A 25141-nucleotide genomic window follows, 5' to 3' on the forward strand; every position below is an offset into this window, starting at 1 on the left:
CATCGTCCATAGCTATCGCAGCCTTGTGCTGCCAGGCGCGCGTGCTGTTGCAGGCGCAGCCAGGTGCAGAGTCGGTGTCAATGACGCCGGCATGACAGATTGAAGAGGGTTCGGTCGTTCGGTTGGCTTCGCGCAGTAGCGGGCCCCGGAGCCGGTCCATCATCGTTTCATTGAAGAATATGAGCTCAAGGGTAGGGCATGGCCGGCCAGATCGGTCCCCGCCCGCCAAATACTGGAGAAAGAAAGCATGAGCAACTGGTTAGTCGACAAACTGATCCCATCGATCATGCGTTCCGAGGTGAAGAAGAGCTCGGTGCCGGAAGGCCTGTGGCACAAGTGCCCAGCCTGCGAGAACGTGCTGTATCGTCCGGAGCTGGAAAAGACCCTGGATGTCTGCCCCAAGTGCAATCATCACATGCGTATCGGCGCCCGTGCGCGCATCGACATCTTCCTCGACGCCGACGGCCGTGCCGAGCTCGGTGCCGATCTGGAGCCGGTTGACCGCCTGAAATTCCGCGACGGCAAGAAGTACAAGGACCGCCTGGCTGGCGCGCAGAAGCAGACCGGCGAGAAAGACGCCCTGATCTCCATGAGCGGCACCCTGATGGGCATGCCGATCGTGGTTAGCGCCTTCGAGTTCTCCTTCATGGGTGGCTCGATGGGTGCCATCGTCGGTGAGCGTTTCGTCCGCGCCGCCAACTACGCGCTGGAAAACCGCTGCCCGATGATCTGCTTCTCCGCCTCGGGCGGTGCACGTATGCAGGAAGCGCTGATCTCGCTGATGCAGATGGCCAAGACCTCGGCAGTGCTGGCGCGCCTGCGCGAAGAAGGCATTCCGTTCATCTCCGTGCTGACCGACCCGGTCTACGGTGGCGTTTCCGCCAGCCTGGCGATGCTTGGCGATGTGATCGTTGGCGAGCCCAAGGCGCTGATCGGCTTTGCCGGCCCGCGCGTCATCGAGCAGACCGTTCGTGAGAAGCTGCCAGAAGGCTTCCAGCGCAGTGAGTTCCTGCTCGAGCACGGCGCCATCGACCTGATCATCTCGCGTCACGAGCTGCGTCCGCGCCTGGCTCGCCTGCTGGCACAGATGACTGGCCAGCCGACCCCGGCCGAAGCTCAGGAAGTGGCGGCCGTCGCGTAATGACTCAACGTACCCTCGGCGACTGGCTCGCCTATCTCGAGCAGCTGCACCCTTCGGCCATCGACATGGGCCTGGAGCGTTCGCAACAGGTTCTCCAGCGGCTCGGGCTGGGCAAGCTGGCGCCTCGGGTAGTGACCGTTACCGGTACCAACGGCAAGGGTTCGACCTGTGCCTTCGTCGCCGCCTTGCTCCAGGCCCAGGGCCTCAAGGTCGGCGTCTACAGCTCGCCGCACCTGCTGCATTACAACGAGCGGGTGCGCATCGATGGCGTCGACGCCAGCGATGAGCAGTTGTGCCAAGCCTTCGCCGCCGTCGAGGCGGCGCGCGGCGAGATTTCCCTGACCTATTTCGAAATGGGCACCCTGGCGGCGTTCTGGCTGTTCCATCGGTCGGCTCTGGATGCCGTGGTGCTCGAAGTCGGCCTCGGTGGCCGGCTGGATGCGGTCAACCTGGTCGATGCCGACCTCGCGCTGGTTACCAGCATTGGCGTCGATCATGTCGACTACCTGGGCGATAGCCGCGAGTCAGTGGCCTTCGAAAAGGCCGGTATCTTCCGCCAGGGCAAACCGGCCCTGTGTGGCGATCTGCTGCCACCGCAACCGTTGCTGGACAAGGCCCGCGAGTTGGCCTGCCCGCTGTTGCTACGCGGGCGCGATTTCGATCTGGCCGAGACGGCTAATCATTGGCAGTGGCGTGGGCGCAAGCTCGATGGCGCGGCGGTCGAGTTGCATGACCTGCCGCTGCTCGACCTGCCGATGGAAAACGCCGCGCTGGCGTTGCAGGCCTACCTGTTGATGGGCTTGCCGTGGGAGGCCGGGCAAGTCCGCCAGGCCCTGCTCGATACTCGCATCACCGGTCGTCTGGATCGTCGTGCATTGGTCTGGCACGGCAAGCGCGTCGAGCTGCTCCTGGATGTGGGGCATAACCCCCATGCTGCCGAGTACCTGGCTCGTCGCCTCGCCGCACGAGCGCCGCAGGGCAAGCGCCTGGCGGTGTTCGGCCTGCTCGCCGACAAAGACCTGCAAGGCGTGGTAGCGCCGCTGCAGGGCCTGTTCGACAACTGGGCGGTGGCACCTTTGGCTACACCGCGCACGCGCCCGGCGGCTGAGTTGGCAACGGCCTTGACGAACCTCGGCGCTACGGTGAAGTCTTATGCCAGCGTCGAGGCTGCTTTGGAAGGACAGTGCGCGCAGGCGACGGCAGATGATCAGATCGTGCTGTTCGGTTCGTTTTTCTGTGTCGGTCAGGCCCTGGAATGGCTTGAACGGCAGGCTCCTGAGGGTGGAGTAGATGGCAGTGCTGGATAAGGGAATGAAACAGCGCATGGTTGGTGCGCTGGTGCTGGTGGCGCTGGCGGTGATCTTCTTGCCGATGTTGTTCAGCCGCGAGGACGAAATGCGTCAGGTGCAGGTCGATGCGCCGCAGGCGCCGGCGATGCCGAGCTTGCCGCAAGTGCAGGTCGAGACGATCCAAGTGCCTGAGCAGCAGCCGGTAGCGGATCTGTCCGAACAGCCGCCAGTGGTCGTCGATGAGTCGACTGCACCGGCTAGCACGCCGAGCCAGCCGATTGCGCCGGCGCCGTCTGCCGTGCCGCAGGCCCAGGCGCCCGCCGCCAAGCCGGTGGCACCGGCGCCAGCGGCCAAGGTCGAGACCCGTCCGGCGGCAACTCCAGCGCCGGCGACAGCAGCCAGCGCCGCCAAGCCTGCAGCACCGTCGAAGATCGACGCCAATGGCCTGCCGGTGAGCTGGTCGATCCAGTTGGCCAGCCTGTCCAACCGTGTCGGTGCCGATAATCTGCAGAAAACCTTGCGCAGCCAGGGCTACAACGCCTATATCCGTTCTGCCGATGGCATGAACCGGGTGTATGTCGGGCCATTGATCGAGCGCGCCGAGGCCGAGCGTCTGCGTGATGTGATCAATCGCCAGCACAAGCTCAAGGGCTTCGTGGTCAGGTTCCAGCCGGAGCGTAGCTGACCACGGGTGCCTTCGTGTTCAAGGTATTTGCTGCCTGGCCTGAGGCTATCGCGGGGCTGGCCCGCTCCCACGCGGTACCTGCCTGGCCAGAATATTGGAGCCTACGCTTGCTACGTGGGAGCGGGCTTGCCCCGCGATAGCAGCAGCCGGGGTAAACCGTCCCTTGAGGCCATGTCGATGATGCCAATGCCTCAACGCCCCGACATTCCGCTTACCCCCGGCCCGCCGCTCTGGTAAAATGCGCCGCCTCAAACGTCTGCAGGCAGCACCGTGGCATTTACCTGGGTTGATTGGGCGATCATCGCGATCATCGCCGTTTCCACATTGATCAGTCTTACGCGCGGCTTCGTCAAGGAAGCCCTGTCGCTTATCATCTGGATAGTGGCGGGCGCTGTGGCCTGGATGTTCGGCGGTTCGTTGTCGCAGTACCTGGAAAGCTATATCCAGACGCCTTCGGCACGGGTCATCGCCGGCTGTACCATTCTTTTCATCGCCACCCTGATCGTTGGAGCGATGCTCAATTTCCTCATAGGCGAGCTGATCCGCGTAACCGGGCTGTCCGGTACCGATCGCTTCCTGGGCATGGCCTTTGGCGCCGCCCGGGGTGCCTTGCTGGTCGTCGTGGCGGTCGGGCTGCTGAGCCTGGGGCCGGTGCAACAGGATCCGTGGTGGCAGGAATCACGCCTGATACCACAATTTCTATTGGTCGCTGACTGGTCAAAAAACCTTATCCTAGGGATGACCGGTCAGTGGATGTCCAGTGGGGTCAGCGTACCTGCTGATCTTCCGTTCAAGGAACAGTTGCTCGGGCCTGCCAGGCCTTGAGCGCTATTCACTCAAGTTTCATCAAAGTAGGGGTTGCGTCGCATGTGTGGCATCACCGGTATTGTCGGTAAGTCGAACGTCAATCAGGCGCTGTATGACGCGCTAACGGTCCTTCAGCACCGCGGCCAGGATGCTGCCGGTATCGTGACCAGCCATGACGGCCGGTTGTTCCTGCGCAAGGACAATGGTCTGGTGCGCGACGTCTTCCAGCAGCGGCACATGCAGCGCCTGGTCGGCCACATGGGTATCGGCCATGTGCGCTACCCAACCGCGGGCAGCTCGACTTCGGCCGAGGCTCAGCCGTTCTACGTCAACTCGCCGTATGGCATCACCCTGGCGCACAACGGCAACTTGACCAACGTCGAGCAGCTGGCCAAGGAGATCTACGAGTCTGACCTGCGCCACGTCAACACCAACTCCGATTCGGAAGTGTTGCTCAACGTGTTCGCCCACGAGCTGGCCGTACGCGGCAAACTGCAGCCGACCGAAGAAGATGTGTTCGCTGCGGTTTCCCATGTGCACAGCCGCTGCGTCGGCGGCTACGCGGTCGTGGCGATGATCACCGGCTACGGCATCGTCGGCTTCCGTGACCCTAACGGTATCCGCCCGGTGGTATTCGGCCAGCGTCACACCGACGAAGGCGTCGAGTACATGATCGCCTCGGAAAGCGTGGCGCTGGACGTGCTCGGCTTCACCCTGATCCGCGACCTGGCGCCGGGCGAGGCGGTGTACATCACCGAAGAAGGCCAACTGTACACCAAGCAGTGCGCGACCAATCCGCAGCTCAAGCCGTGCATCTTCGAACACGTCTACCTGGCCCGTCCTGACTCGATCATGGATGGCGTCTCGGTGTACAAGGCGCGTCTGCGCATGGGTGAGAAGCTGGCCGAGAAAATTCGCCGCGAGCGCCCTGAGCACGACATCGACGTGGTTATCCCGATCCCGGACACCAGCCGCACCGCCGCGCTGGAGCTGGCCAACCACCTGGGCGTCAAGTTCCGCGAAGGGTTCGTCAAGAACCGCTACATCGGCCGTACCTTCATCATGCCCGGCCAGGCCGCGCGCAAGAAATCGGTCCGCCAGAAGCTCAACGCCATCGAGCTTGAGTTCCGCGGCAAGAACGTGATGCTGGTCGACGACTCGATCGTGCGTGGCACCACGTGCAAGCAGATCATCCAGATGGCCCGCGAGGCCGGTGCCAAGAACGTCTACTTCTGCTCCGCCGCTCCGGCGGTGCGTTACCCCAACGTCTACGGCATCGACATGCCGAGTGTTCACGAACTGATCGCCCACAACCGTACCACCGACCAGGTGGCCGAGTTGATCGGCGCCGATTGGCTGGTCTACCAAGACCTGCCAGACCTGATCGAATCGGTCGGTGGCGGCAAGATCAAGATCGAGCATTTCGATTGCGCAGTGTTCGACGGTGAGTACGTCACCGGCGACATCGACGACGCCTACCTGGAACGCATCGAGCAGGCCCGCAACGATGCGGCCAAGGTCAAGACCCAGGCAGTCAGCGCGATCATCGACCTGTACAACAACTGAATTGGGAGCGACGGCATGACTGATCAATGGGATGCCGGGCGACTGGACAGCGACCTGGAGGGTGTCGGTTTCGACACCCTGGCGGTGCGCGCCGGTCAGTACCGCACGCCGGAGGCCGAACACAGCGACCCGCTGTTCTTCACCTCCAGCTATGTATTCCGCACGGCTGCCGATGCGGCTGCGCGCTTTGCCGGTGAAACACCGGGCAACGTTTATTCGCGCTACACCAACCCGACCGTGCGCGCCTTCGAAGAGCGCCTGGCGGCGCTGGAAGGTGCAGAACAGGCCGTGGGTACGTCCACGGGCATGTCGGCGATCCTGTCCACGGTGATGGCGCTGTGCAGCGCCGGTGACCATGTGCTGGTGTCGCAGAGCGTGTTCGGTTCGACCATCAGCCTGTTCGAGAAGTATTTCAAGCGCTTTGGCGTGCAAGTGGACTACGTGCCGCTGGCTGACCTGAGCGGTTGGGAGCGGGGCATCAAGGCCAACACCAAGCTGCTGTTCGTCGAGTCGCCATCCAACCCCTTGGCGGAGCTGGTGGATATCGCCGCGCTGGCCGAGATCGCCCATGCCCGTGGTGCGATGCTGGTGGTGGACAACTGCTTCAGCACCCCGGCGCTGCAGCAGCCGCTCAAGCTCGGGGCCGATATCGTCGTGCATTCGGCGACCAAGTTCATCGACGGCCAGGGCCGTTGCATGGGCGGCGCCGTGGCGGGTCGTAGCGAGCAGATGAAAGAAGTGGTGGGCTTCCTGCGCACTGCGGGGCCGACCTTGAGCCCATTCAACGCCTGGGTGTTCCTCAAGGGGCTGGAAACGCTCAAGTTGCGCATGCGTGCCCACTGCGAGGGCGCCAAGGCGCTGGCGCAGTGGCTGGAGCAGCAAGAGGGCGTGGAGAAAGTCCATTACGCCGGTCTTGCCAGCCATCCACAGCACGAGTTGGCCAAGCGCCAGATGAGCGATTTCGGCGCAGTGGTGAGCTTTGAGGTCAAGGGCGGCAAAGACGGCGCCTGGCGCTTCATCGATGCCACGCGTCTGCTCTCGATCACCGCTAACCTGGGTGATAGCAAAACCACCATCACCCACCCGGCCACCACCTCCCACGGCCGTCTGTCGCCGCAAGAGCGCGAGGCTGCCGGAATCCGCGACAGCCTGATCCGCATTGCAGTGGGCCTGGAAGATGTCGCTGACCTGCAAGCCGACCTGGCACGTGGGCTGGCTGCGCTGTGATCGACTGGAAGGGCGGCGAACCGGGCCATAACGGTCGGGTAGCCCTGGTTACCGGTGCCGCACGCGGCATCGGCCTGGGCATCGCTGCCTGGCTGATCTGCGAAGGTTGGCAGGTGGTACTCAGCGACCTTGACCGGCCGCGCGGCGCCAAGGTGGCCAAGGCACTTGGCGACAATGCCTGGTTCATCACCATGGACGTCGCCGACGAAGCCCAGGTCAGTGCCGGGGTCTCCGAGGTGCTTGGGCAGTTTGGTCGATTGGACGCGTTGGTGTGCAACGCGGCCATTGCCAACCCGCACAACCACACCCTCGAGAGTTTGAGCCTGGCTCAATGGAATCGGGTGCTGGCGGTCAACCTCAATGGGCCGATGCTGTTGGCCAAGCACTGTGCACCTTATCTGCGCGCCCATGGCGGGGCGATCGTCAACCTGACCTCGACCCGTGCACGCCAGTCCGAGCCCGATACCGAGGCTTATGCGGCGAGCAAGGGTGGCCTGCTGGCGCTGACCCATGCCCTGGCGATGAGTCTGGGTCCGGAGATCCGTGTCAATGCAGTCAGCCCGGGTTGGATCGATGCGCGTGATCCTGCCCAACGCCGTGCCGAGCCGTTGAGCGATGCTGACCATGCCCAGCATCCTGCGGGCAGGGTAGGGACCGTGGAAGATGTCGCGGCGCTGGTGGCCTGGCTGTTGTCCAGGCAGGCGGGGTTCGTCACCGGCCAGGAGTTTGTGGTCGACGGCGGCATGAGCCGTAAGATGATCTACACCTGAGCGGTAAGCAGAAAGACAAGAAGAGGCCAGAGGGCCTCTTTTTCGTTTCTGCGCGAGGATGGCGGTGTTGCCTGGGCCAACCTCTTTACCGGCAAGCCCACTCTGCAGAAGACCTAAGGGTTTTTGCTCTTTTTGAAAAAAAATTCAATGGGGGTATTGACTTAGCATCGGTACCTGCGTAAATTTCGCGGCCTCAGCGAAGCAAACGTAACACGCAACACAAGCAGCACAATGGGTGATTAGCTCAGCCGGGAGAGCATCTGCCTTACAAGCAGAGGGTCGGCGGTTCGATCCCGTCATCACCCACCACTTCCTGAGATGTTCCTGAACTTGGAGCCTTCGCAAGAAGCTTCCTAATCGAGAGGAACAGGACGCAAGTCCACTATGCGCAGCGGTAGTTCAGTCGGTTAGAATACCGGCCTGTCACGCCGGGGGTCGCGGGTTCGAGTCCCGTCCGCTGCGCCACTTTTCTCCAGATGGGTGCTTGTCACCGGTCTGAGGTACTAAGGCCAAGCCTTGGTGCCAGATCCCAGTTTCAATCGGGCGCAAGCCTGAACGATACGCAGCGGTAGTTCAGTCGGTTAGAATACCGGCCTGTCACGCCGGGGGTCGCGGGTTCGAGTCCCGTCCGCTGCGCCATCTTCTGCTACGAGGCCCCTTGAACGCCTCGCAGCAAAACAAGAGAAGCGATCAAGATATCGCTTTTTTTGTGCCTGACTTCCAAGTGCGACTTGGAAAGCAGATCCCAGTTTCAATTGGGCGCAAGCCTGAATGATACGCAGCGGTAGTTCAGTCGGTTAGAATACCGGCCTGTCACGCCGGGGGTCGCGGGTTCGAGTCCCGTCCGCTGCGCCATCTTCGCCTCCAGGCCCCTTGAACGCCTGAGGCAACACAGAGAAAGCGACCTTCGGGTCGCTTTTTTTGTTTCTAAAGCCTAGTGTTTCTCCATGGCGCAAGATTTACACGAACCTGACAGTGTCTTCACCGATCAGCGGTTTCAGTACCGGGTGATGTGATGCACAATAGGCGCCATTCGTCTTTTTCCGGTATCTAAGATGTCCAGATCATCCGTCTTCGGTGCGCTCGGGCTGGCCCTTGTGCTGGCGGGCGTATCCGGTTGCTCCTCGAAAAAAACCGCAGTCTACGAGCACGAGAACTTCGATGACTCGGGCACCTTCTCGCGCAGCTTCCCGGTCAGTGAAGCCGGTTCCTGCGAGGCCGCCCGTCGCGCCTTGCTCAGCCAGGGCTACATCATCACCAGCAGCGGTGCCAATCAGATCGCTGGCAACAAAAGCTTTCAGCAGAACAGCGAAAACCACCTGCAGATCAGCTTCAACGTCACCTGCGCGCCTGACAGCAGCGACGAACAGCGCTCGACCATGTTCGCCAACGCCCTGCAGGATCGCTATGCGCTGAAAAAATCCAACACCTCTGCCAGCCTTGGCGTCGGTGTATTGGGCTCGGTGTCGATGCCCATTGGCTCTAGCGACGACTCCATGGTCAAGGTTGCCAGCGAGACGGTGACTGCGCCGCAGTTCTACGAGCGTTATTTCGCCTTGGTCGAAAGCTTCCTGCCCAAACCGAAGAAAACCAAGAAGGCCGAACCCCAGGCTGAGGCGCCGAAAGCTGACAAGCCAGCGCCGGCCTTGGGCCTGCCTGAGCAGGCACCTTCCGCCTTGGCGCCAGCGGTACAGCAGGGCACGCCTGCGGTTGCCGCCAGCGAGCAGCCTGCGGCTACAGCACCGGTCGAGGCACCGGTTGCAGCGCCTCCGACTGAGCCCGTTGCGCCCCCGGCGCCTGCCGCGGTTGCGCCTGCCAGTGAAGTTCAGCCAGCGCCGGCGGTGGATGACAGTCAGGGCTCCCAGCCGATTGCGCCGCCTAGCGAGGCTACGCCAATCCAAGTGCAGCAACAGGCTCCCGTCACTGAGCCGGCTCCTGCGCCGCTTTAATTGATCACGGGGGCTGTGCCGGCTCTTCGCGGGCACCCCGTTGAGTTCGAAGCCAGCGCGGTACCTGTGGGAGCGGGCTTGCCCGCGAAGAGGCCGGCGCCGCTAGCGCATAAACTTCTGTTACAGCTTGCCCCTGATAACGTGTCGAACCCCTGCTACGTTTACCACTCATAAGACTGTCATCAATGGTTCATCCGGCCGGCTTAGCTTGGCCTGGACACCAAACAAATCATGAGTGAAGAGGACGTAGGGCGATGGACGATTATCAAGAAGAACTGCTCGAATTCCAGGCCTACGAACTGGACATCCCGGAACCTACCGACGACGCCACCGAGCTCTAGCCGGTGCGCCGCTGATTGCGGCGAAACTCTCCCGGCGTCAGGCCCGTCCAACGCTTGAATGCGCGCTGGAAGGCCTCAGCCGAGGCAAACCCCAACAGATAGGCGATCTCGCCAAATGCCAGTTCCGTGTCGCGGATATAGGTCTCGGCCAAGTCGCGCCGCGTGTCGTTGAGCAGGTTGCGAAACCGCGTGCCTTCTTCGGCCAGCTTGCGCCGCAAGGTCCAGGTTGGCAGCTCCAGATGCTGCGCCACCTCTTCCAGGTCAGGTTCCCGGCCGCCATTGAGCAATGGCCCGAGCAGATGGGTAATGCGCTCGCCAAGGCTACGCACACGGGTACGCTGGGCGAGTTCTGCCTCGCACAGCTGTAACAGGTGCTGCCAGGTGCTGGGGCAGTGCTGGGGATTGACCAGCGACAACGTTTCTCGGCTCAGGCGCAATTGATTGTGCGCCGCGCCGAACTGCACGCTGTTGCTGCACAGGGCTTGGTACTGGCTTGCATAGCGCGGGGCATCGAATTCGATGTCCATGCGCTCGGCCAACACCTGTATGCCTGCCAACTGACCCAGCTGGGCCAGCCAGCCGGCCAGCAGCGAGTCGACTACGAAGCGGTTGTAGCCGTTGTAGGGGCTGATCGAGTAGAAGCGCAGCCAGGCGCCCTGAGCGTCCTCGATGAACAGCGAGCGGCCGCGATAGTTGGCCGCATACAGCGGCTCGTAGCGCAGCAAGGTACGCGCAGCTTCACCTACGCTGGGTGCCTGGGCCGCAGTGACGCCAGCCAGGCCCGCCTGGGCCAGGCGGCTCAGTTGCCCCATGCGCAGGCCCAGCGCTGGATCGCCACTGAGCTCGATGGCGGCATGCCCCAGGTGCATGTAGCGCGGGATCGACAGGCGTGCGCAGGGCTCGGCAACGCGCGCGGCATCCAGCCCATAGCGCTGCAGCAGCGGCAGCGGGTCGTGGCCTGACTGGCGCAATGCCTCGGCCAGCGGCTGGACGAAACCTACCGAAAGGTCACCCAGGCGTACGCGGGGGCGCGGCATCGGTCACAACCACAGGTTGAGCAAGCGCGCACCAGAGTGCTGGCTGCCGGCCAGTTGCTCGCCAGCATGGTTGGCAAAACCCTGGCCATCGCCGCCCAGCTCCCAGAACTGGCCACGCAGGAACACGCTCATGCTGGTGATGCCAGCGTTGGCGGCCAAGGTCAGTTGCTGCCAGGCCGTCTGCTCGCTGACCTCGCCGCGCTGCACCGGCAGGTCGGCGGCAGCATCCTGATGGCGGTTACCGCGCCAAGGTGCACTCCAGCTGCCCTTGCCGCTGAGAAACACCGGATTGGCGATCAACTGCACCGACTGCCCAGCCAGCTGGCGGTAGTTTTCTGGGTACCAACTGTCGCTGCCCACCAGCACGCCAAGCCGGCCTGCGGGGGTCTGAATCACTTGTAGGGGGTGCTTGCGACCGTCATGAATGTAGCGGCGCACCTCGCTGTCGGGGAATTGCTGCAGTTGTGGCTGACCGAGCACGGCGCCATTGCTGCCGAACACCAGGCTGCTGTTGAACAGCGGGCCGTTGCCTGCGTACAGCACACCTTTTTCCACGTAAGGGGCCGGCAGCACGATCGAGCCCGCCACCAGGGTGACGCCGAACTCCTTGGCCAGGCCGCCAAACAGGGCCTGGTAGTCGGCGGCCATTTGCCCGGCCTTCATCCGTAGGTGGGCGTCGGCGCGGCGATCATCGCCGGTGGCCCAGAGCATGGCCAAGCCATAGCGCAGCGGGTTGCTCAACTCCAGCCACTGCACTGCCTCGCGCTGCTGGGTGACCTGGTACAGCTGGTTTTTTTCGCCGCGCGCCCACAACCAGGTGCCGATGTGTTCTGGCAGCACGACCACTGTGCGCGAATTGATCAAGCCTTGGCCGCGCGCCTGCTGCAGATAGGCCGACAGCTTGCGGTGCAGGCGTTGCAGGTTCTGGTAATCACTGGGGTTGAGCTGCGGCTCGACGCCCAGCAGGTTGCCGTGTTCGCCCGGCACGCCCTGGTTGAGCGCCAGTTCGATGCGCAAATCGGAGAGGTAGTGGCCTTCCGGACGCTGCAGGGTCCAGAAACCATAGCCACACAGGGCGGCGATCATCACCAGCGCCAGGGCGCTTGCCAGGAGTTTGCGCATGAAGCGGTCAGGCACCATCGGAACAAAGGTGTCCTAGGGTAGACCTGCTGTGCAGCAGGATCAATAAGTTGTCAGTTTCGATCATTGAGCCGGTTCAAACGGCTGTTTAATGTCGTCACCAGACAAACGACGGGGCCCGCATGGTACGTGAGGCGCCCGCATACCGTGATCACGCCACATGGGGAGTACATCCATGGCCGCCGACCGTTACCCGCACCTGCTCGCCCCGTTGGACCTGGGCTTCACCACGCTGCGCAACCGCACCCTGATGGGCTCGATGCACACCGGCCTCGAAGAGCGCCCAGGCGGCTTCGAGCGCATGGCGGCGTACTTTGCCGAGCGCGCCCGTGGCGGAGTCGGCTTGATGGTCACCGGCGGCATTGCCCCCAATGATGAAGGCGGTGTGTACTCGGGGGCGGCCAAGCTGAGCACCGAGGAAGAAGCCGACAAGCACCGCATCGTCACCGACGCCGTGCACGCGGCAGACGGCAAGATCTGTTTGCAGATCCTCCACGCTGGGCGCTACGCCTATAGTCCGCGGCAGGTGGCACCCAGCGCCATTCAAGCGCCGATCAACCCGTTCAAGCCCAAGGAGCTGGACGAGGAGGGCATCGAGAAGCAGATCCACGACTTCGTCAACTGCGCAGCGCTCGCCCAACGCGCTGGCTACGACGGCGTCGAGATCATGGGTTCGGAAGGCTACTTCATCAACCAGTTCCTCGCCGCGCACACCAACCATCGCACCGACCGTTGGGGTGGCAGCTACGAGAACCGCATGCGCCTGGCGATCGAGATCGTCAGCCGCGTGCGTGCAGCGGTAGGACCGAACTTCATCATCATTTTCCGCCTGTCGATGCTCGACCTGGTCGAGGGCGGCAGCAGCTGGGACGAGATCGTGCTGTTGGCCAAGGCCATCGAAAAGGCCGGCGCCACCCTGATCAACACCGGCATCGGCTGGCACGAGGCGCGGATTCCGACCATCGCCACCAAAGTACCGCGCGCGGCCTTCAGCAAGGTCACCGCCAAATTGCGCGGCGAGGTGCAGATTCCGCTGATCACCACCAACCGCATCAACACCCCGGAAGTGGCCGAAGCGGTGCTGGCCGAAGGCGATGCCGACATGGTGTCCATGGCCCGGCCGTTCCTGGCCGACCCAGACTTCGTCAACAAGGCCGCTGCTGGTCGTGCTGATCTGATCAATACCTGCATCGGCTGCAACCAGGCCTGCCTGGACCACACCTTTGGCGGCAAGTTGACCAGTTGCCTGGTCAACCCACGGGCCTGCCACGAAACCGAGCTCAACTACCTGCCGGTGGCCCAGGCCAAGCGCATCGCGGTAGTCGGCGCCGGCCCGGCTGGGCTGGCCGCCGCCACCGTGGCCGCCGAGCGTGGTCACCAGGTGACCCTGTTCGATGCGGCGGGCGAAGTTGGCGGGCAGTTCAACGTGGCCAAGCGGGTGCCGGGCAAGGAAGAATTCTTCGAGACCCTGCGCTACTTTGCCAACAAAGTGAAATCCACTGGGGTCGAGCTGCGCCTCAATACCCGGGTGGGCGTCGATGAGCTGGTGTCCGCCGGCTTTGACGAGATCATCCTCGCCACCGGTATCTCCCCCCGCAACCCAGCCATCCCCGGCATCGACCACGCCAAGGTGCTCAACTACCTGGACGTGCTGCTCGAGCGCAAGCCGGTGGGTAACCGCGTGGCAGTGATTGGCGCGGGCGGGATTGGTTTTGACGTTTCCGAGTACCTGGTACACAAGGGCGTGGCCACCAGCCAGGACCGTGAAGCGTTCTGGAAAGAGTGGGGTATCGATGCCCACCTGCAAGCCCGTGGCGGCGTTGCCGGGATCAAGGCCCAGCCACATGCGCCGGCGCGCCAGGTGTACCTGCTGCAACGCAAGAAAACCAAGGTCGGCGATGGCCTGGGCAAGACCACTGGCTGGATTCACCGCACGGGTTTGAAGAACAAACAGGTGCAGATGCTCAACAGTGTCGAATACCTCGGGATCGATGACGACGGCCTGCATGTGCGCATCGGCGATGGCGAGCCGCAGGTGTTGGCGGTGGATAACGTGGTGATCTGCGCAGGCCAGGAGCCAATGCGCGAATTGCACCAAGGCTTGGTTGCGGCGGGGCAGTCGGTGCACCTGATCGGCGGCGCCGATGTGGCAGCTGAGTTGGATGCCAAGCGGGCGATCAATCAAGGCTCGCGCTTGGCGGCTGAGCTGTAGACATCTGGGCTGACTAAGCGGGGCAAGCCCGCTCTTGCAGGGATCTTCACAACCTTTGTGGGAGCGGGCTTGCCCCGCGATGGCATCGGCCCAGGCAACTGATAGACTCGCGCCATGATTGCTGATTTCGACTGTCTCCCCATCGCCCCACTGCAACCGTTGCCAATCCCATGGCTCGACCACGCCCGCATCCAGGCAGCGGTCTTGCGCCTGGACCTGATCGACCCGCTGATCAGCGGCAACAAGTGGTTCAAGCTGCGCGATCACCTGATCCAGGCTAAAAACGCCCAAGCCCCCGGGCTGATCAGCCTCGGCGGCAACCATTCCAACCATCTGCACGCCCTTGCCGCTGCCGGCAAACGCTTTGGCTTCGCCACCGCCGGCCTGCTTCGCGGCCATCCCCAAGACACGCCAACCGTGCGCGATCTGCAAGCCCTGGGCATGCACCTGCACTGGCTCGGCTATGGCGGCTACCGCGCGCGCAATGAGCCGGGGTTCTGGGCGCCGTGGCAGGCGCGTTATCCAGGCTGGCAGTGCATCCCCGAAGGCGGAGGTGGCCTGGCAGGCGCGCAGGGCTGCCGGCTTATCGTCGAGCAGGCGCAGGCCCAGTTGGGTGCGCTGGGCTGGGATGATTACGATGGCTGGTGGCTCGCAGCAGGGACTGGCACGACCTTGGCCGGCCTGGTCCTGGCCGAGGCGGGCAGGCGCCAGGTACACGGGGCGCTGGCTGTGCCCGCTGATCACGGCGTTGCGCAGACGGTCGCAGGCCTGGTCGGCGAAAGCGGCTACCAGTTGCACGATGCATGTCGTGGCGGCTTTGCCCGCATCGATCCCGAGCTGCTGGCCTTCATCGAGCGAACCGAGCGCGACAGCGGCCTGCCGCTCGAAGCCCTGTACACCGGCAAGGCCCTGCTGGCCCTGCGTGCGCACGCCGAGGCAGGTTTGTTTGCCCCCGGCAGCCGCCTGATCTTCGTGCACACAGGCGGGCTGCAGGGCCGCCGCGGTTACTTGTAGGGCAGCATGCGCAGCAGGGTGTTGTCGCGCCGCACATAGTGGTGATACAGCCCGGCCAGGGCATGCAGGCCGATCAGCCAATAGCCCCAACTGCCAATCCGCTCGTGCCAGCCCTTGATGAACTTGGCCTGATCCGGGTCGGCGCCAATCAGCGCGGGCAGCTCCAGCCCATAGAACGGAATCGGCTTGTCCGCTGCGCTGAGAATCAGCCAGCCGGCCAGCGGCAGGCCGATCATCATCAGGTACAGCAGCGCGTGAACCAGGTGGCCAAGGCCCGTCTGCCAGGCCGGGGGCTTGGGCACGATCGCGGGCGCCGGGTGCAGCGCGCGCATGGCCAGGCGCAGCCAGACCAGCACGAACACCGTCAGGCCCAGCATGAAGTGCAGGTCCTTCATCAGGTTGCGCTCGGCGCTGTCCTTGGGGAACAGGCCGCGTAGCTCGATGCAGGCGTACACGGCTGCCAGCAGCACCAGCATCAGCCAGTGCAGGGCGATCGACAGGCGTGCGTAGTGTGGCGTGGGGGTGGATGACAGCATGGGCGTTCCTCTTGTTCAGGTCATCAGGTCGAAAACGGCGCTCTTGTTGGCACCTGGCTTAACTCTACCCGCTGGCTGGAATATTTCTTTGCTTCAGATCGGGTAATCGTTGCCGACATAGCAAACTGGATGATGGCACTGAGCTATTGACTCTGGCGTATCCGCTTCACCAATCGCACAAGGATTCTGTGTAAATGAAACACCTCCCGACTGCCGCCAAGGCAGCGCTGTACTCGACCTTTTCCACGCTGCTGCTGGGCTGCCAGCAGACCCCCGAGGCGCTCAAGCCGATTAGCGCAATGACCATCCCGGTCTGCGTCAACGATCAATGCGCGGTGCTCGACCAGACCGGTGCGCTGCGCGTAGGGCCGGACAACGATTACCAGGCGATCTACGCCCAACCCATGACCGACAGCTTCATTTTTGGCCGCGACGGTTACTGGAACCTGGCCAGTGGCGATGGCAAGCAGGTGCTCAAAGCCAACTTCACCGACGAGTTGTACAGCCTGACTCCGGGCTACTTCGGCTTCGTGCGCGAGGGCAAGGTCGGGGTCATGGATGAGCAGGGCAAGGAAGTCCAGCCAGCAGTTTTCGATGATGTCTTCGTCGGCGGCGACAACGATTTCATCGTCTACGAAGTCAACGAAAAGCGCGGCATCCTCAGTGCCACTGGCGAGAAGGTCAGCGAACCACTGTTCGACTCGATGGTGGTGCGTGACGATTTCACCAAGCGCGGCAATTGGGTGCTGGCTGAACACGATGGCCAAAGCTGGGGTTACAACCTGGCCAGCAAGGTGCTGCAGAAACTTGAATTCGACAGCATCGAGAGCGCTGCCGATGGGCATCTGGTGGTCGCCAAGGAAGGCGTCACTGGCGTCGGACTGGCCGATGCTGCGGGCAATCTGCTGATCCCGATCGGTCAGTACTCGCTGGGTACCCCTGGTGGCGGGCTGGTGGCGTTCAAGACCGCCTACGACAGCGCGTGCGGTTATCTCGACTACCAAGGCAAGGTGGTCATCCAGGCCACCTTCGAGACCTGTGAAACCTTCGGCAAGAGCGCTGGCATGGTGCAGCTGCGCCGCACCGAACAAGGTCGCGGCAAGGCCGGCATGATCGATCACACCGGCAAATGGCTGATCGAGCCGCAGTACGACTCGATCGGTGATGCAGGCCTGGGTGTGCTTGGCATGAGCGGGCATCGCCCAGGCTTCAATCACATCGGTAAGCTGCAGAGCGCATTTTTGGCCACCTACGGCACCGTCGACCTGGACCAGGGCACGGTAGTGTTCCAGCCCAGCTACAGGCAGATCGGGGTGATCACGTCAGAGCGCTTCGCCTTCTCCGAGGCCCAGTCACCAAGCAAATCGATCAAGGTCTTTGGCATGGACAGTCCGGTGCAGACCGTGGGTGTGATGGACGCCAAGGGCAAGGTGTTGATCAAGCCGGAGCAGTTCGTGGCGGTCAAGCTCACGGCCGACCAGCATCATCTGCTCGCTGCCGAAGGCAGCACGGACGACGCCAACCGCGCGCTGTACAACCTCGATGGCAAGCTGCTGGTGCCGGCCAAGTGGCAGGACGTGCGAGTCGATGAAGCGCGTGGGGCGATCTTTGCCTATCAGGTGCAGGGTAATGGCGACGATGCCGTGCGCAGCTTGCGCGCGCTGTATCGCCTGGATGGCAGTGTGGTGTTCGACACCAATCGACTGCCGTGCGGGGCTGAGCAGGTGGTCGATGGCAAGGGCAAGGTGCTCTGGCCGGCCGATCCGCAGGCGCATTGCCCGCAGGCGGAGCCGGTGGCTGATGCGTCCTGATAGCCAGTAGATTGATGTTGAGTGGACCTGTAGCGGGCTTGCCCGCGATTAACCCCGTCCACTCAACCCCTCAATCAGGCAGGTGCGGCCAACTGTCAGCCACCAGAAACACCCGCTCCACCTCCTGCCAAACGCCATCCTCACCTTGCTCCAGCCTGACCAACAACTGCGCCGGAGCAAAGCCATCGAGCTGGGCCAACCAGCCATCAAAGCGCTCGGCTGTCCAGCACGCTGGCTGCTCGATGCGCGCCGGTGCCAGCCATTCATGCCGGGCCAAGGGCTGCCAACGGCCGTCCGCCAGGCGCGAGCGATAAGCCATCCAATCCCGCCGATGCAGCCAGCGCCCGCGCAGATGCTGGGCATTGGCGCCTGCCGGTGGCTGCGTATGCCCAGGGCTTGGGTAGAACAGATACCCCCCCAGCCATAGATGCGCCTGCACCTCGCTCACCCCCAGCGTTGCCAGAATCGCGCGGCTTTGCGGGCGAGCCGAGATCGGCAATTGATGCCCGAGCAGATGCGCCAGCTTAAGGTCCAGGCGGTCGTGGCAGCCGGGGCCAAGCCAGTGCGCCGGATCATGCCCATCGCCCCCAGGCGGGCCGAGGTAGAGCTTGATCGCCAACTCCAGATGGTGCACGCCTTGGCAGTCGCGCAGCAGGATGTCCAGCTCGCCAAGCGTGTGTCCGCCCTCGCGGATGGCCAGGTTGGCGGCCAGCAACTCGACGCCTGGGGCGTGGCTCAGGGCAAATTGCCAAAGACTTTCGTAGTACAGGCCCAGGCGCCGGCTGGTGAGCCGCGCCAGCCAGTCGCGCAAGGCGTGCTCGTCGCGATCCAGCGTCCGCAGCCAGTGGGCCAGGCGCTGTGGGTCCGCGGCCCAGGCACTGGCCGCCAGCGGGTGGCGCTGGGGGCAGGGCGGGTCGTCCAGCAGGGGGGGCGACAGTATCGCCCAGGCCAGATCGCGCACGTGTGGGCGCTGCAGTTGGCGGGGCAGGTCGCTCAGGTCGGCGAACGGCGTCATCCTGCGAGCATAGCCGGTTTGCCGCTGGCCGGTCGTTTCGCCCATAATCCTCGTTATCGTTACCCGCCGCAGAGCCTTGCAGGAGCACCATGGAGCAATTTCGCAATATCGGTATCATCGGCCGCCTTGGCAGCTCCCAGGTGCTCGACACCATCCGCCGACTGAAAAAATTCCTCCTCGACCGCCATCTGCACGTGATCCTCGAGGACACCATCGCCGAAGTGCTGCCCGGCCACGGCCTGCAGACCTCCACGCGCAAACTGCTCGGCGAGGTCTGCGACCTGGTCATCGTGGTCGGCGGCGATGGCAGTCTGCTGGGCGCCGCCCGCGCCTTGGCCCGGCACAACATCCCGGTACTGGGCATCAACCGTGGCAGCCTGGGCTTTCTCACCGACATCCGCCCGGATGAACTGGAGGTCAAGGTCGCCGAGGTGCTCGACGGCCATTACCTGGTGGAAAACCGCTTTTTGCTGCAAGCCGAAGTGCGTCGCCACGGCGAGGCCATCGGCCAGGGCGATGCGCTCAACGACGTGGTGCTGCACCCCGGCAAGTCGACGCGGATGATCGAGTTCGAGATCTACATCGACGGGCAGTTCGTCTGCAGCCAGAAGGCCGACGGCCTGATCGTCGCCACCCCGACCGGCTCCACCGCCTACGCCCTGTCGGCCGGTGGGCCGATCATGCATCCCAAGCTCGACGCCATCGTCATCGTGCCGATGTATCCGCACACCTTGTCGGGGCGGCCGATCGTAGTCGATGGCAACAGCGAGCTGAAGATCGTCGTCTCGCAAGACCTGCAGATCTATCCGCAGGTGTCCTGTGATGGCCAGAACCACTTCACCTGCGCCCCGGGCGATACCATCACGGTGAGTAAAAAGCCGCAGAAACTGCGCCTGATCCATCCGCTCGACCACAATTACTACGAGGTCTGCCGCACCAAACTCGGCTGGGGCAGCCGCCTGGGAGGTGGAGGCGACTGATGCTCGATCCGGCGCGAAGTTTCGACATCATCGGCGACGTGCATGGCTGTGCACAGACCCTCGAACGCCTGCTCGACACCCTCGGCTACAAGCGCGTGGCGGGTGTTTGGCGGCATCCAAGGCGCCAGGCGCTGTTCCTCGGCGACATCGTCGACCGCGGCCCGCGCATCCGTGAGGCGCTGCATATCGTCCACGACATGGTCGAGGCCGGCCAGGCGTTCTGCATCATGGGCAACCATGAATACAACGCCCTGGCCTGGGTCACCCCGGCGCTGCCGGGCAGTGGCAAGACGTTCGTGCGCGAGCACACCCCGCGCCATGCGCGGCTGATCGATGAAACCCTGACCCAGTTCGCCCAGCATCCGGCCGACTGGCATGATTTTCTCGACTGGTTCTATGAGCTGCCGCTGTTCGTCGACGCGGGTCGGTTCCGCCTGGTGCACGCCTGCTGGGACCCACGCCTGATCGAGCCCCTGCGTCAGCAGTACCCCCGAGGTTGCATCGACGAGCATTTCGTCCAGGCCTCGGCAGTGTCCGGCAGCTTCGCCTCGACCGTGTGCAACCGCCTGTTGCGTGGTACCGACATGCGCCTGCCGGACGGCTTGACCCTGACCGGCGGCGACGGCCTGACCCGGGCCTTTTTCCGTACCAAGTTCTGGGAAGAAGACCCGCAAACCTACGGCGATATCGTCTTCCAGCCCGATGCCTTGCCTGACGCTGTGGCCAGTACGCCGCTCAGTCACACCCAGAAAAATGCCCTGCTGCGCTACGACGAAGACGAGCCGTTGCTGTTCGTCGGCCATTACTGGCGCAGCGGCCGGCCCGCGCCGATCCGCCCCAACCTGGCCTGTCTGGACTACAGCGCCGTGCTCTACGGCAAGCTGGTGGCATACCGGTTGGATGATGAAACCCGCATCGACCCCCACAAGTTCGTCTGGGTCGATGTCGACCGCCCACAGGCCAATCAATGAACGTGATCGAAGTGCTGCGCTTGCCGCTGGCGGTCGACCTCAGTGGTTTCGTCGGCCTGCTGCGCCGTCTGCAGGTGCCCCATCGGGTGGTCGAGGAGGGCCAGGAGCAAGTGCTGTGGGCACCGCCGAACCTTGCTGAAGATGTGCGCCAGCTGTACCAGCGCTACCCCGAAGGCAATGACCAGATCGAACTGCCGGCCGAGGCCCAGGCCAATCTGCCGCAGCGCCCGTCACTGGCCGAACAGGCCCGGGCCTGCAAGGTCACGGCCGGGGTCCTGCTGCTGTGCGTGGTGGTCGCCGGGCTCACCGGCCTTGGCGACAACCTGTCGACTATCGGCTGGTTCACCTTCCTCGATTTTCGCGTGCAGGGTGAATACCTGTACTTCACCTCTCTGGCCCAGGGCCTGGCCGAAGGCCAATGGTGGCGGCTGGTGTCGCCAATGCTGCTGCACTTCGGCGTGCTGCACCTGGCGATGAACGGCCTGTGGTACTGGGAGCTGGGCAAGCGCATCGAACTGCGCCAGGGGCCATGGGTGTTATTGAGCCTGACCCTGTTGTTCAGCCTGGTATCCAACCTGGCCCAGCACTACGTGGGCGGGCCGAGCCTGTTTGGTGGCTTGTCTGGCGTGTTGTATGGGCTGCTCGGCTATGTCTGGCTCTATCAGTGGCTGGCGCCCAACCCTCATTACAGCCTGCCCAAGGGCGTGCTGGTGATGATGCTCATCTGGCTGGTGGTGTGCCTGTCGGGCGTCATCAGCCAACTCGGCTTCGGCCAGATCGCCAACGCCGCGCATGTCGGCGGCCTGCTCATCGGATGCCTCGCTGGCCTCTTGGGCGGTGGCCTTGCCCGGCGTAAACTGTCGGCTTGATTCAGGAGACCCTATGTCCACCTTCGCGCAAATGATCGAAAACATCACCCCGGAAATCTACCAGAGCCTGAAAACGGCGGTGGAACTGGGTAAATGGGCTGACGGGCGCAAGCTCACCGTCGAGCAGAAAGAGCTGTCGCTGCAGGCGGTGATCGCCTGGGAGCTGCAAAACCTGCCCGAAGAACAGCGCACCGGTTACATGGGCCCGCAGGAGTGCGCATCGAAATCCGCACCGATCGCTAACATTCTGTTCAAGTCGGACTCGGTACATTGATCGAACTCGCTCGTGGCTCTTTGAGCAAGATGGCGGTGCGTCTTGAAGCACCGGTCGTGCAGTACAGCTTTCGCCTGGGCGAACAGCACGTGCCAGTCAATCCGCTGATCGGCAAGTCGCTGCGCCTGGAATACCTCGGTGCCATCCACTGCAGCCATTGCGGCAAGCGCACCAAGACCAGCTTCAGCCAGGGCTACTGCTACCCATGCATGACCAAGCTGGCCCAGTGCGACATGTGCATCATGGCGCCTGAACGCTGCCACTACGACGCCGGCACCTGCCGCGAGCCGTCCTGGGGCGAGCAGTTCTGCATGACCGACCATGTGGTCTACCTGGCCAACTCGTCGGGGATCAAGGTCGGCATCACCCGCGCCACCCAACTGCCGACCCGCTGGCTCGACCAGGGCGCCAGCCAGGCCCTGCCGATCATGCGCGTGGCCACCCGCCAGCAATCGGGCCTGGTCGAAGATGTGCTGCGCAGCCAGGTGCCCGACCGCACCAACTGGCGCACCCTGCTCAAGGGCGATGCCGAGGTGCTGGACCTGCCTGCCATCCGTGAACAGATCTTCGATGCCTGCGCCGATGGCATCCGCACCTTGCAGGAGCGCTTTGGCCTGCAAGCGATCCAGCCGCTGCCGCAAGCAGAGGTGGTAGAGATGCGTTATCCGGTCGAGGCTTATCCGAAAAAGATCGTCAGCTTCAACCTCGACAAGGACCCGATCGCCGAAGGCACCCTGCTCGGGATCAAGGGTCAGTACCTGATTTTCGACACCGGCGTGATCAATATTCGCAAATACACGGCCTACCAGCTGGCCGTGCATCAGTAAAAAGGACAGCCACATGCGCACCGAACAACCGCAAGTGATCTACCTCAAGGACTACCAGGCGCCCGAGTACCTGATCGATGAGACGCACCTGACCTTCGAGCTGTTCGAGGACCACAGCCTGGTCCATGCGCAACTGGTGATGCGCCGCAACCCCGCGCGTGGCGCCGGGCTGCCGCCGCTGGTGCTCGACGGCCAGCAGTTGCAGCTGCTCAGCGTGCAGCTGGATGACCAGCCGCTGTCCGCCGCCCACTACCAGCTCGACGACGACAGCCTGACCCTGCAGCCCAAGGCCGCTAGCTTCACTCTCGACACCACGGTGAAGATCCACCCGGAAAGCAACACTGCGCTGGAAGGCTTGTACAAGTCGGGCAAGATGTACTGCACCCAGTGCGAGGCCGAGGGCTTTCGCAAGATCACCTATTACCTCGACCGCCCGGATGTGATGAGCACGTTCACCACCACGGTGATTGCCGAGCAGCATCGCTATCCGGTGTTGCTGTCCAACGGTAATCCGGTCGGCAGCGGACCGAGTGAGGACGGCCGGCATTGGGCAACCTGGGAAGACCCATTCAAGAAACCGGCCTACCTGTTCGCCCTGGTCGCTGGCGACTTGTGGTGCGTGGAGAACAGCTTCACCCGTCAGTCCGGCCGTGAGGTGACCTTGCGCATCTATGTCGAGGAAGAGAACCTCGACAAGTGCGAACACGCCATGACCAGCTTGAAGAAGTCCATGCGCTGGGATGAACAAGTCTATGGCCGTGAATACGACCTGGACATCTTCATGATCGTCGCGGTCAACGACTTCAACATGGGCGCCATGGAAAACAAGGGCCTGAACATCTTCAACTCCAGCTGTGTGCTGGCCCGTGCCGAGACCGCCACCGACGCCGCCCACCAGCGCGTCGAAGGGGTCGTGGCGCACGAGTACTTCCACAACTGGACCGGCAACCGCGTGACCTGCCGCGACTGGTTCCAGCTGTCGCTCAAGGAAGGCTTCACGGTGTTTCGCGACGCCGAGTTCAGCGCCGACATGAACTCGCGCACGGTCAAGCGCATCGAGGACGTCGCCTACCTGCGCACTCACCAGTTCGCCGAAGACGCCGGGCCCATGGCCCATCCGGTGCGCCCGGACAGCTTCATCGAAATCTCCAACTTCTACACCCTCACGGTGTACGAGAAGGGCGCTGAAGTGGTCGGCATGGTCCGCACCCTGCTCGGCGCCGAGGGCTTTCGCAAAGGCAGCGACTTGTACTTTGAGCGCCACGATGGCCAGGCTGTGACCTGCGATGACTTCATCAAGGCCATGGAAGACGCCAATGGCGTCGACCTGACCCAGTTCAAGCGCTGGTACAGCCAGGCCGGCACGCCGCGCCTGGAGGTCAGCGAGGCCTATGACGTCGCTGCTCAGTGCTACAGCCTGACCTTCCGGCAAAGCTGCCCGCAGACCCCGGACAAGGCAGAAAAACTGCCGTTCGTGATCCCCGTGGCCCTGGGCCTGCTGGATGCCCAGGGCAATGATCTGCCGCTGCGCCTGCAAGGCGAAGCCGCTGCCCAGGGGACCAGCCGCGTGCTGTCGTTGACCGAGGCCGAGCAGACCTTCACCTTCCAAGACGTTGCCGCCAAGCCGTTGCCCTCGCTGCTGCGTGGCTTCAGCGCGCCGGTCAAGCTGAGCTTCCCCTACGATCGCGATCAGCTGATGTTCCTCATGCAGCACGACAGCGACGGCTTCAACCGCTGGGAGGCCGGCCAGCAGTTATCGGTGCAGGTGTTGCAGGAACTGATCGGCCAGCACCAGCGTGGCGAAGCGCTCACCCTCGACCCACGTCTGATTACCGCGCTGGGCACGGTGCTGGGCAATGAGTCGCTGGATCCGGCGATGGTCGCCGAAATGCTCTCGCTGCCAGGTGAGGCTTACTTGACCGAGATCAGCCAGGTGGCGGACGTCGACGCGATCCACGCCGCCCGCGAGTTCGCCCGCAAGCAGATCGCCGATCAGCTGTTCGATGCCTTGTGGACGCGTTATCAGGCCAATCGCGACGTGTCGCGCAAGACCGCCTATGTCGCTGCGGCCGAGCACTTCGCCCGTCGCAGCCTGCAGAACATCGCGCTGTCGTACCTGATGCTCAGCGCCAAGCCGCAGGTGCTGGAGGCGACCCTGGAGCAGTTCGAGCAGTGTGACAACATGACCGAGCGCCTGACCGCGTTGGCGGTGCTGGTCAACTCGCCGTTCGCAGCCGAGCGCGCCAAGGCGCTTGAAGCCTTCGCCGAGCACTTCAAGGACAACCCGCTGGTCATGGACCAGTGGTTCAGCGTCCAGGCGGCCAGCGCGCTGCCCGGTGGCCTGGCGCGGGTCAAGGCATTGATGCAGCACCCGGCGTTCACCCTGAAGAACCCGAACAAGGTGCGAGCCTTGATTGGCGCCTTTGCTGGGCAGAACCTGGTCAACTTCCATGCGGCCGATGGTTCTGGCTATCGCTTCCTGGCGGAGCTGGTGATCGAGCTCAATGCGCTGAACCCGCAGATTGCCTCGCGCCAGCTGGCGCCGCTGACGCGCTGGCGCAAGTATGACGCTGCGCGTCAGGCGTTGATGAAGGCGGAGCTTGAGCGGATTCTGGCGTCTGGGGCGCTGTCCAGCGATGTGTATGAAGTGGTGAGCAAGAGCCTGGCCTGAAACCGGGTT

21 protein-coding genes and 4 tRNA genes are annotated in these 25141 nt (G+C 63.4%); 21 read left to right on the top strand and 4 right to left on the bottom strand.

Annotated elements, in window-relative coordinates; all coding sequences use genetic code 11:
• Positions 1-247 precede the first annotated feature (247 nt).
• From accD to ACF8K2_RS14785, 12 genes are all read left to right on the top strand, one after another.
• Positions 248-1141 carry an acetyl-CoA carboxylase, carboxyltransferase subunit beta gene (gene accD, locus ACF8K2_RS14730; RefSeq protein WP_186557687.1) on the top strand — a complete coding sequence of 298 codons (894 nt, stop codon included), beginning with the start codon at positions 248-250 and terminating at the stop codon, positions 1139-1141.
• Complete coding sequence (folC, locus tag ACF8K2_RS14735; RefSeq protein WP_392465542.1) at positions 1141-2448, top strand: bifunctional tetrahydrofolate synthase/dihydrofolate synthase; 1308 nt, start codon at positions 1141-1143, stop codon at positions 2446-2448. Before accD ends, folC begins: the two co-directional genes overlap by 1 nt.
• Positions 2432-3115 carry an SPOR domain-containing protein gene (locus ACF8K2_RS14740; RefSeq protein ID WP_186557689.1) on the top strand — a complete coding sequence of 228 codons (684 nt, stop codon included), beginning with the start codon at positions 2432-2434 and terminating at the stop codon, positions 3113-3115. The genes folC and ACF8K2_RS14740 overlap by 17 nt, the downstream gene beginning before the upstream one ends.
• Before the next feature lie 270 nt (positions 3116-3385).
• Positions 3386-3940 carry a CvpA family protein gene (locus ACF8K2_RS14745; RefSeq protein ID WP_186557690.1) on the top strand — a complete coding sequence of 185 codons (555 nt, stop codon included), beginning with the start codon at positions 3386-3388 and terminating at the stop codon, positions 3938-3940.
• Between the two features lie 42 nt (positions 3941-3982).
• The gene (gene purF, locus ACF8K2_RS14750) at positions 3983-5488 is read left to right on the top strand and encodes an amidophosphoribosyltransferase (protein WP_186557691.1); all 1506 of its coding nucleotides are present in this window, start codon (positions 3983-3985) and stop codon (positions 5486-5488) included.
• A 15-nt stretch (positions 5489-5503) separates the two neighbouring features.
• The gene (locus ACF8K2_RS14755) at positions 5504-6715 is read left to right on the top strand and encodes an O-succinylhomoserine sulfhydrylase (protein WP_264236987.1); all 1212 of its coding nucleotides are present in this window, start codon (positions 5504-5506) and stop codon (positions 6713-6715) included.
• The gene (locus ACF8K2_RS14760) at positions 6712-7485 is read left to right on the top strand and encodes an SDR family oxidoreductase (protein ID WP_186557693.1); all 774 of its coding nucleotides are present in this window, start codon (positions 6712-6714) and stop codon (positions 7483-7485) included. Before ACF8K2_RS14755 ends, ACF8K2_RS14760 begins: the two co-directional genes overlap by 4 nt.
• A gap of 233 nt (positions 7486-7718) precedes the next feature.
• A tRNA-Val gene (locus tag ACF8K2_RS14765) sits at positions 7719-7794 on the top strand.
• A gap of 79 nt (positions 7795-7873) precedes the next feature.
• Positions 7874-7950, top strand: a tRNA-Asp gene (locus tag ACF8K2_RS14770).
• A 97-nt stretch (positions 7951-8047) separates the two neighbouring features.
• Positions 8048-8124, top strand: a tRNA-Asp gene (locus tag ACF8K2_RS14775).
• A gap of 139 nt (positions 8125-8263) precedes the next feature.
• Positions 8264-8340, top strand: a tRNA-Asp gene (locus tag ACF8K2_RS14780).
• A 200-nt stretch (positions 8341-8540) separates the two neighbouring features.
• Complete coding sequence (locus ACF8K2_RS14785) at positions 8541-9434, top strand: DUF2242 domain-containing protein (RefSeq protein WP_392465548.1); 894 nt, start codon at positions 8541-8543, stop codon at positions 9432-9434.
• 337 nt (positions 9435-9771) lie between these two features.
• Here ACF8K2_RS14785 and ACF8K2_RS14790 read toward each other — a convergent pair whose 3' ends face one another.
• Together ACF8K2_RS14790 and ACF8K2_RS14795 are read right to left on the bottom strand one after the other, a co-directional pair.
• Positions 9772-10812 (bottom strand): AraC family transcriptional regulator, encoded by a 1041-nt coding sequence (locus ACF8K2_RS14790; protein WP_392465550.1) that lies wholly within the window; start codon positions 10810-10812, stop codon positions 9772-9774.
• 3 nt (positions 10813-10815) lie between these two features.
• The gene (locus tag ACF8K2_RS14795) at positions 10816-11934 is read right to left on the bottom strand and encodes a carbon-nitrogen hydrolase family protein (protein ID WP_392465553.1); all 1119 of its coding nucleotides are present in this window, start codon (positions 11932-11934) and stop codon (positions 10816-10818) included.
• Positions 11935-12127: 193 nt separating this feature from the next.
• Here ACF8K2_RS14795 and ACF8K2_RS14800 point away from each other — a divergent pair, with 193 nt between their 5' ends.
• Both ACF8K2_RS14800 and ACF8K2_RS14805 read left to right on the top strand, forming a co-directional pair.
• Positions 12128-14164 (top strand): NADPH-dependent 2,4-dienoyl-CoA reductase, encoded by a 2037-nt coding sequence (locus ACF8K2_RS14800; protein WP_312154864.1) that lies wholly within the window; start codon positions 12128-12130, stop codon positions 14162-14164.
• Between the two features lie 114 nt (positions 14165-14278).
• Entirely contained in the window at positions 14279-15178 is a 900-nt protein-coding gene (locus ACF8K2_RS14805; RefSeq protein WP_392465556.1) for a 1-aminocyclopropane-1-carboxylate deaminase/D-cysteine desulfhydrase, read from the top strand.
• Here the strand turns inward: ACF8K2_RS14805 and ACF8K2_RS14810 are convergent.
• Complete coding sequence (locus ACF8K2_RS14810) at positions 15169-15714, bottom strand: cytochrome b (RefSeq protein WP_186557295.1); 546 nt, start codon at positions 15712-15714, stop codon at positions 15169-15171. The two genes, ACF8K2_RS14805 and ACF8K2_RS14810, sit on opposite strands and share 10 nt — an antisense overlap.
• A 194-nt stretch (positions 15715-15908) precedes the next feature.
• Here ACF8K2_RS14810 and ACF8K2_RS14815 point away from each other — a divergent pair, with 194 nt between their 5' ends.
• Positions 15909-17525, top strand: coding sequence for a WG repeat-containing protein (locus tag ACF8K2_RS14815; protein ID WP_392465560.1), 1617 nt, complete (start codon positions 15909-15911; stop codon positions 17523-17525).
• Positions 17526-17595: 70 nt separating this feature from the next.
• Here ACF8K2_RS14815 and ACF8K2_RS14820 read toward each other — a convergent pair whose 3' ends face one another.
• Entirely contained in the window at positions 17596-18585 is a 990-nt protein-coding gene (locus ACF8K2_RS14820) for a DUF1853 family protein (RefSeq protein WP_392465562.1), read from the bottom strand.
• Between the two features lie 44 nt (positions 18586-18629).
• On the opposite strand from ACF8K2_RS14820, the gene ACF8K2_RS14825 reads away from it, so the two are divergent.
• Genes ACF8K2_RS14825 through pepN form a run of 6 tightly spaced genes read left to right on the top strand, consistent with a single transcriptional unit; the run spans position 18630 to position 25132 of the window.
• A complete protein-coding gene (locus ACF8K2_RS14825) occupies positions 18630-19520 on the top strand; it encodes an NAD(+) kinase (protein WP_119139528.1) in 891 nt (296 codons plus the stop codon).
• Entirely contained in the window at positions 19520-20491 is a 972-nt protein-coding gene (locus tag ACF8K2_RS14830; protein WP_312154682.1) for a metallophosphoesterase, read from the top strand. The genes ACF8K2_RS14825 and ACF8K2_RS14830 overlap by 1 nt, the downstream gene beginning before the upstream one ends.
• Positions 20488-21360 (top strand): rhomboid family intramembrane serine protease, encoded by an 873-nt coding sequence (locus tag ACF8K2_RS14835; RefSeq protein ID WP_312154681.1) that lies wholly within the window; start codon positions 20488-20490, stop codon positions 21358-21360. The genes ACF8K2_RS14830 and ACF8K2_RS14835 overlap by 4 nt, the downstream gene beginning before the upstream one ends.
• Before the next feature lie 13 nt (positions 21361-21373).
• A complete protein-coding gene (locus ACF8K2_RS14840; protein ID WP_392465565.1) occupies positions 21374-21634 on the top strand; it encodes a YeaC family protein in 261 nt (86 codons plus the stop codon).
• A complete protein-coding gene (locus ACF8K2_RS14845; protein ID WP_392465566.1) occupies positions 21631-22461 on the top strand; it encodes a DUF2797 domain-containing protein in 831 nt (276 codons plus the stop codon). The genes ACF8K2_RS14840 and ACF8K2_RS14845 overlap by 4 nt, the downstream gene beginning before the upstream one ends.
• Positions 22462-22474: 13 nt before the next feature.
• Positions 22475-25132 carry an aminopeptidase N gene (gene pepN / locus ACF8K2_RS14850; protein WP_392465568.1) on the top strand — a complete coding sequence of 886 codons (2658 nt, stop codon included), beginning with the start codon at positions 22475-22477 and terminating at the stop codon, positions 25130-25132.
• Positions 25133-25141 lie beyond the last annotated feature (9 nt).

It is taken from the genome of Pseudomonas sp. xss_2 (assembly GCF_043104195.1).
Taxonomy (GTDB): domain Bacteria; phylum Pseudomonadota; class Gammaproteobacteria; order Pseudomonadales; family Pseudomonadaceae; genus Aquipseudomonas; species Aquipseudomonas urmiensis.

What these genes read in the sequence shown, in the direction of transcription:
- accD (WP_186557687.1), top strand. Translation starts at nt 248, where the DNA reads ATGAGCAACTGGTTAGTCGACAAACTGATCCCATCGATCATGCGTTCC.
- ACF8K2_RS14740 (WP_186557689.1), top strand. Translation starts at nt 2,432, where the DNA reads ATGGCAGTGCTGGATAAGGGAATGAAACAGCGCATGGTTGGTGCGCTG.
- ACF8K2_RS14755 (WP_264236987.1), top strand. Translation starts at nt 5,504, where the DNA reads ATGACTGATCAATGGGATGCCGGGCGACTGGACAGCGACCTGGAGGGT.
- ACF8K2_RS14835 (WP_312154681.1), top strand. Translation starts at nt 20,488, where the DNA reads ATGAACGTGATCGAAGTGCTGCGCTTGCCGCTGGCGGTCGACCTCAGT.
- ACF8K2_RS14790 (WP_392465550.1), bottom strand. Translation starts at nt 10,812, where the DNA reads ATGCCGCGCCCCCGCGTACGCCTGGGTGACCTTTCGGTAGGTTTCGTC.
- ACF8K2_RS14825 (WP_119139528.1), top strand. Translation starts at nt 18,630, where the DNA reads ATGGAGCAATTTCGCAATATCGGTATCATCGGCCGCCTTGGCAGCTCC.
- ACF8K2_RS14805 (WP_392465556.1), top strand. Translation starts at nt 14,279, where the DNA reads ATGATTGCTGATTTCGACTGTCTCCCCATCGCCCCACTGCAACCGTTG.
- ACF8K2_RS14820 (WP_392465562.1), bottom strand. Translation starts at nt 18,585, where the DNA reads ATGGGCGAAACGACCGGCCAGCGGCAAACCGGCTATGCTCGCAGGATG.
- ACF8K2_RS14815 (WP_392465560.1), top strand. Translation starts at nt 15,909, where the DNA reads ATGAAACACCTCCCGACTGCCGCCAAGGCAGCGCTGTACTCGACCTTT.
- folC (WP_392465542.1), top strand. Translation starts at nt 1,141, where the DNA reads ATGACTCAACGTACCCTCGGCGACTGGCTCGCCTATCTCGAGCAGCTG.
- ACF8K2_RS14795 (WP_392465553.1), bottom strand. Translation starts at nt 11,934, where the DNA reads ATGCGCAAACTCCTGGCAAGCGCCCTGGCGCTGGTGATGATCGCCGCC.
- ACF8K2_RS14810 (WP_186557295.1), bottom strand. Translation starts at nt 15,714, where the DNA reads ATGCTGTCATCCACCCCCACGCCACACTACGCACGCCTGTCGATCGCC.
- ACF8K2_RS14800 (WP_312154864.1), top strand. Translation starts at nt 12,128, where the DNA reads ATGGCCGCCGACCGTTACCCGCACCTGCTCGCCCCGTTGGACCTGGGC.
- pepN (WP_392465568.1), top strand. Translation starts at nt 22,475, where the DNA reads ATGCGCACCGAACAACCGCAAGTGATCTACCTCAAGGACTACCAGGCG.
- purF (WP_186557691.1), top strand. Translation starts at nt 3,983, where the DNA reads ATGTGTGGCATCACCGGTATTGTCGGTAAGTCGAACGTCAATCAGGCG.
- ACF8K2_RS14785 (WP_392465548.1), top strand. Translation starts at nt 8,541, where the DNA reads ATGTCCAGATCATCCGTCTTCGGTGCGCTCGGGCTGGCCCTTGTGCTG.
- ACF8K2_RS14840 (WP_392465565.1), top strand. Translation starts at nt 21,374, where the DNA reads ATGTCCACCTTCGCGCAAATGATCGAAAACATCACCCCGGAAATCTAC.
- ACF8K2_RS14830 (WP_312154682.1), top strand. Translation starts at nt 19,520, where the DNA reads ATGCTCGATCCGGCGCGAAGTTTCGACATCATCGGCGACGTGCATGGC.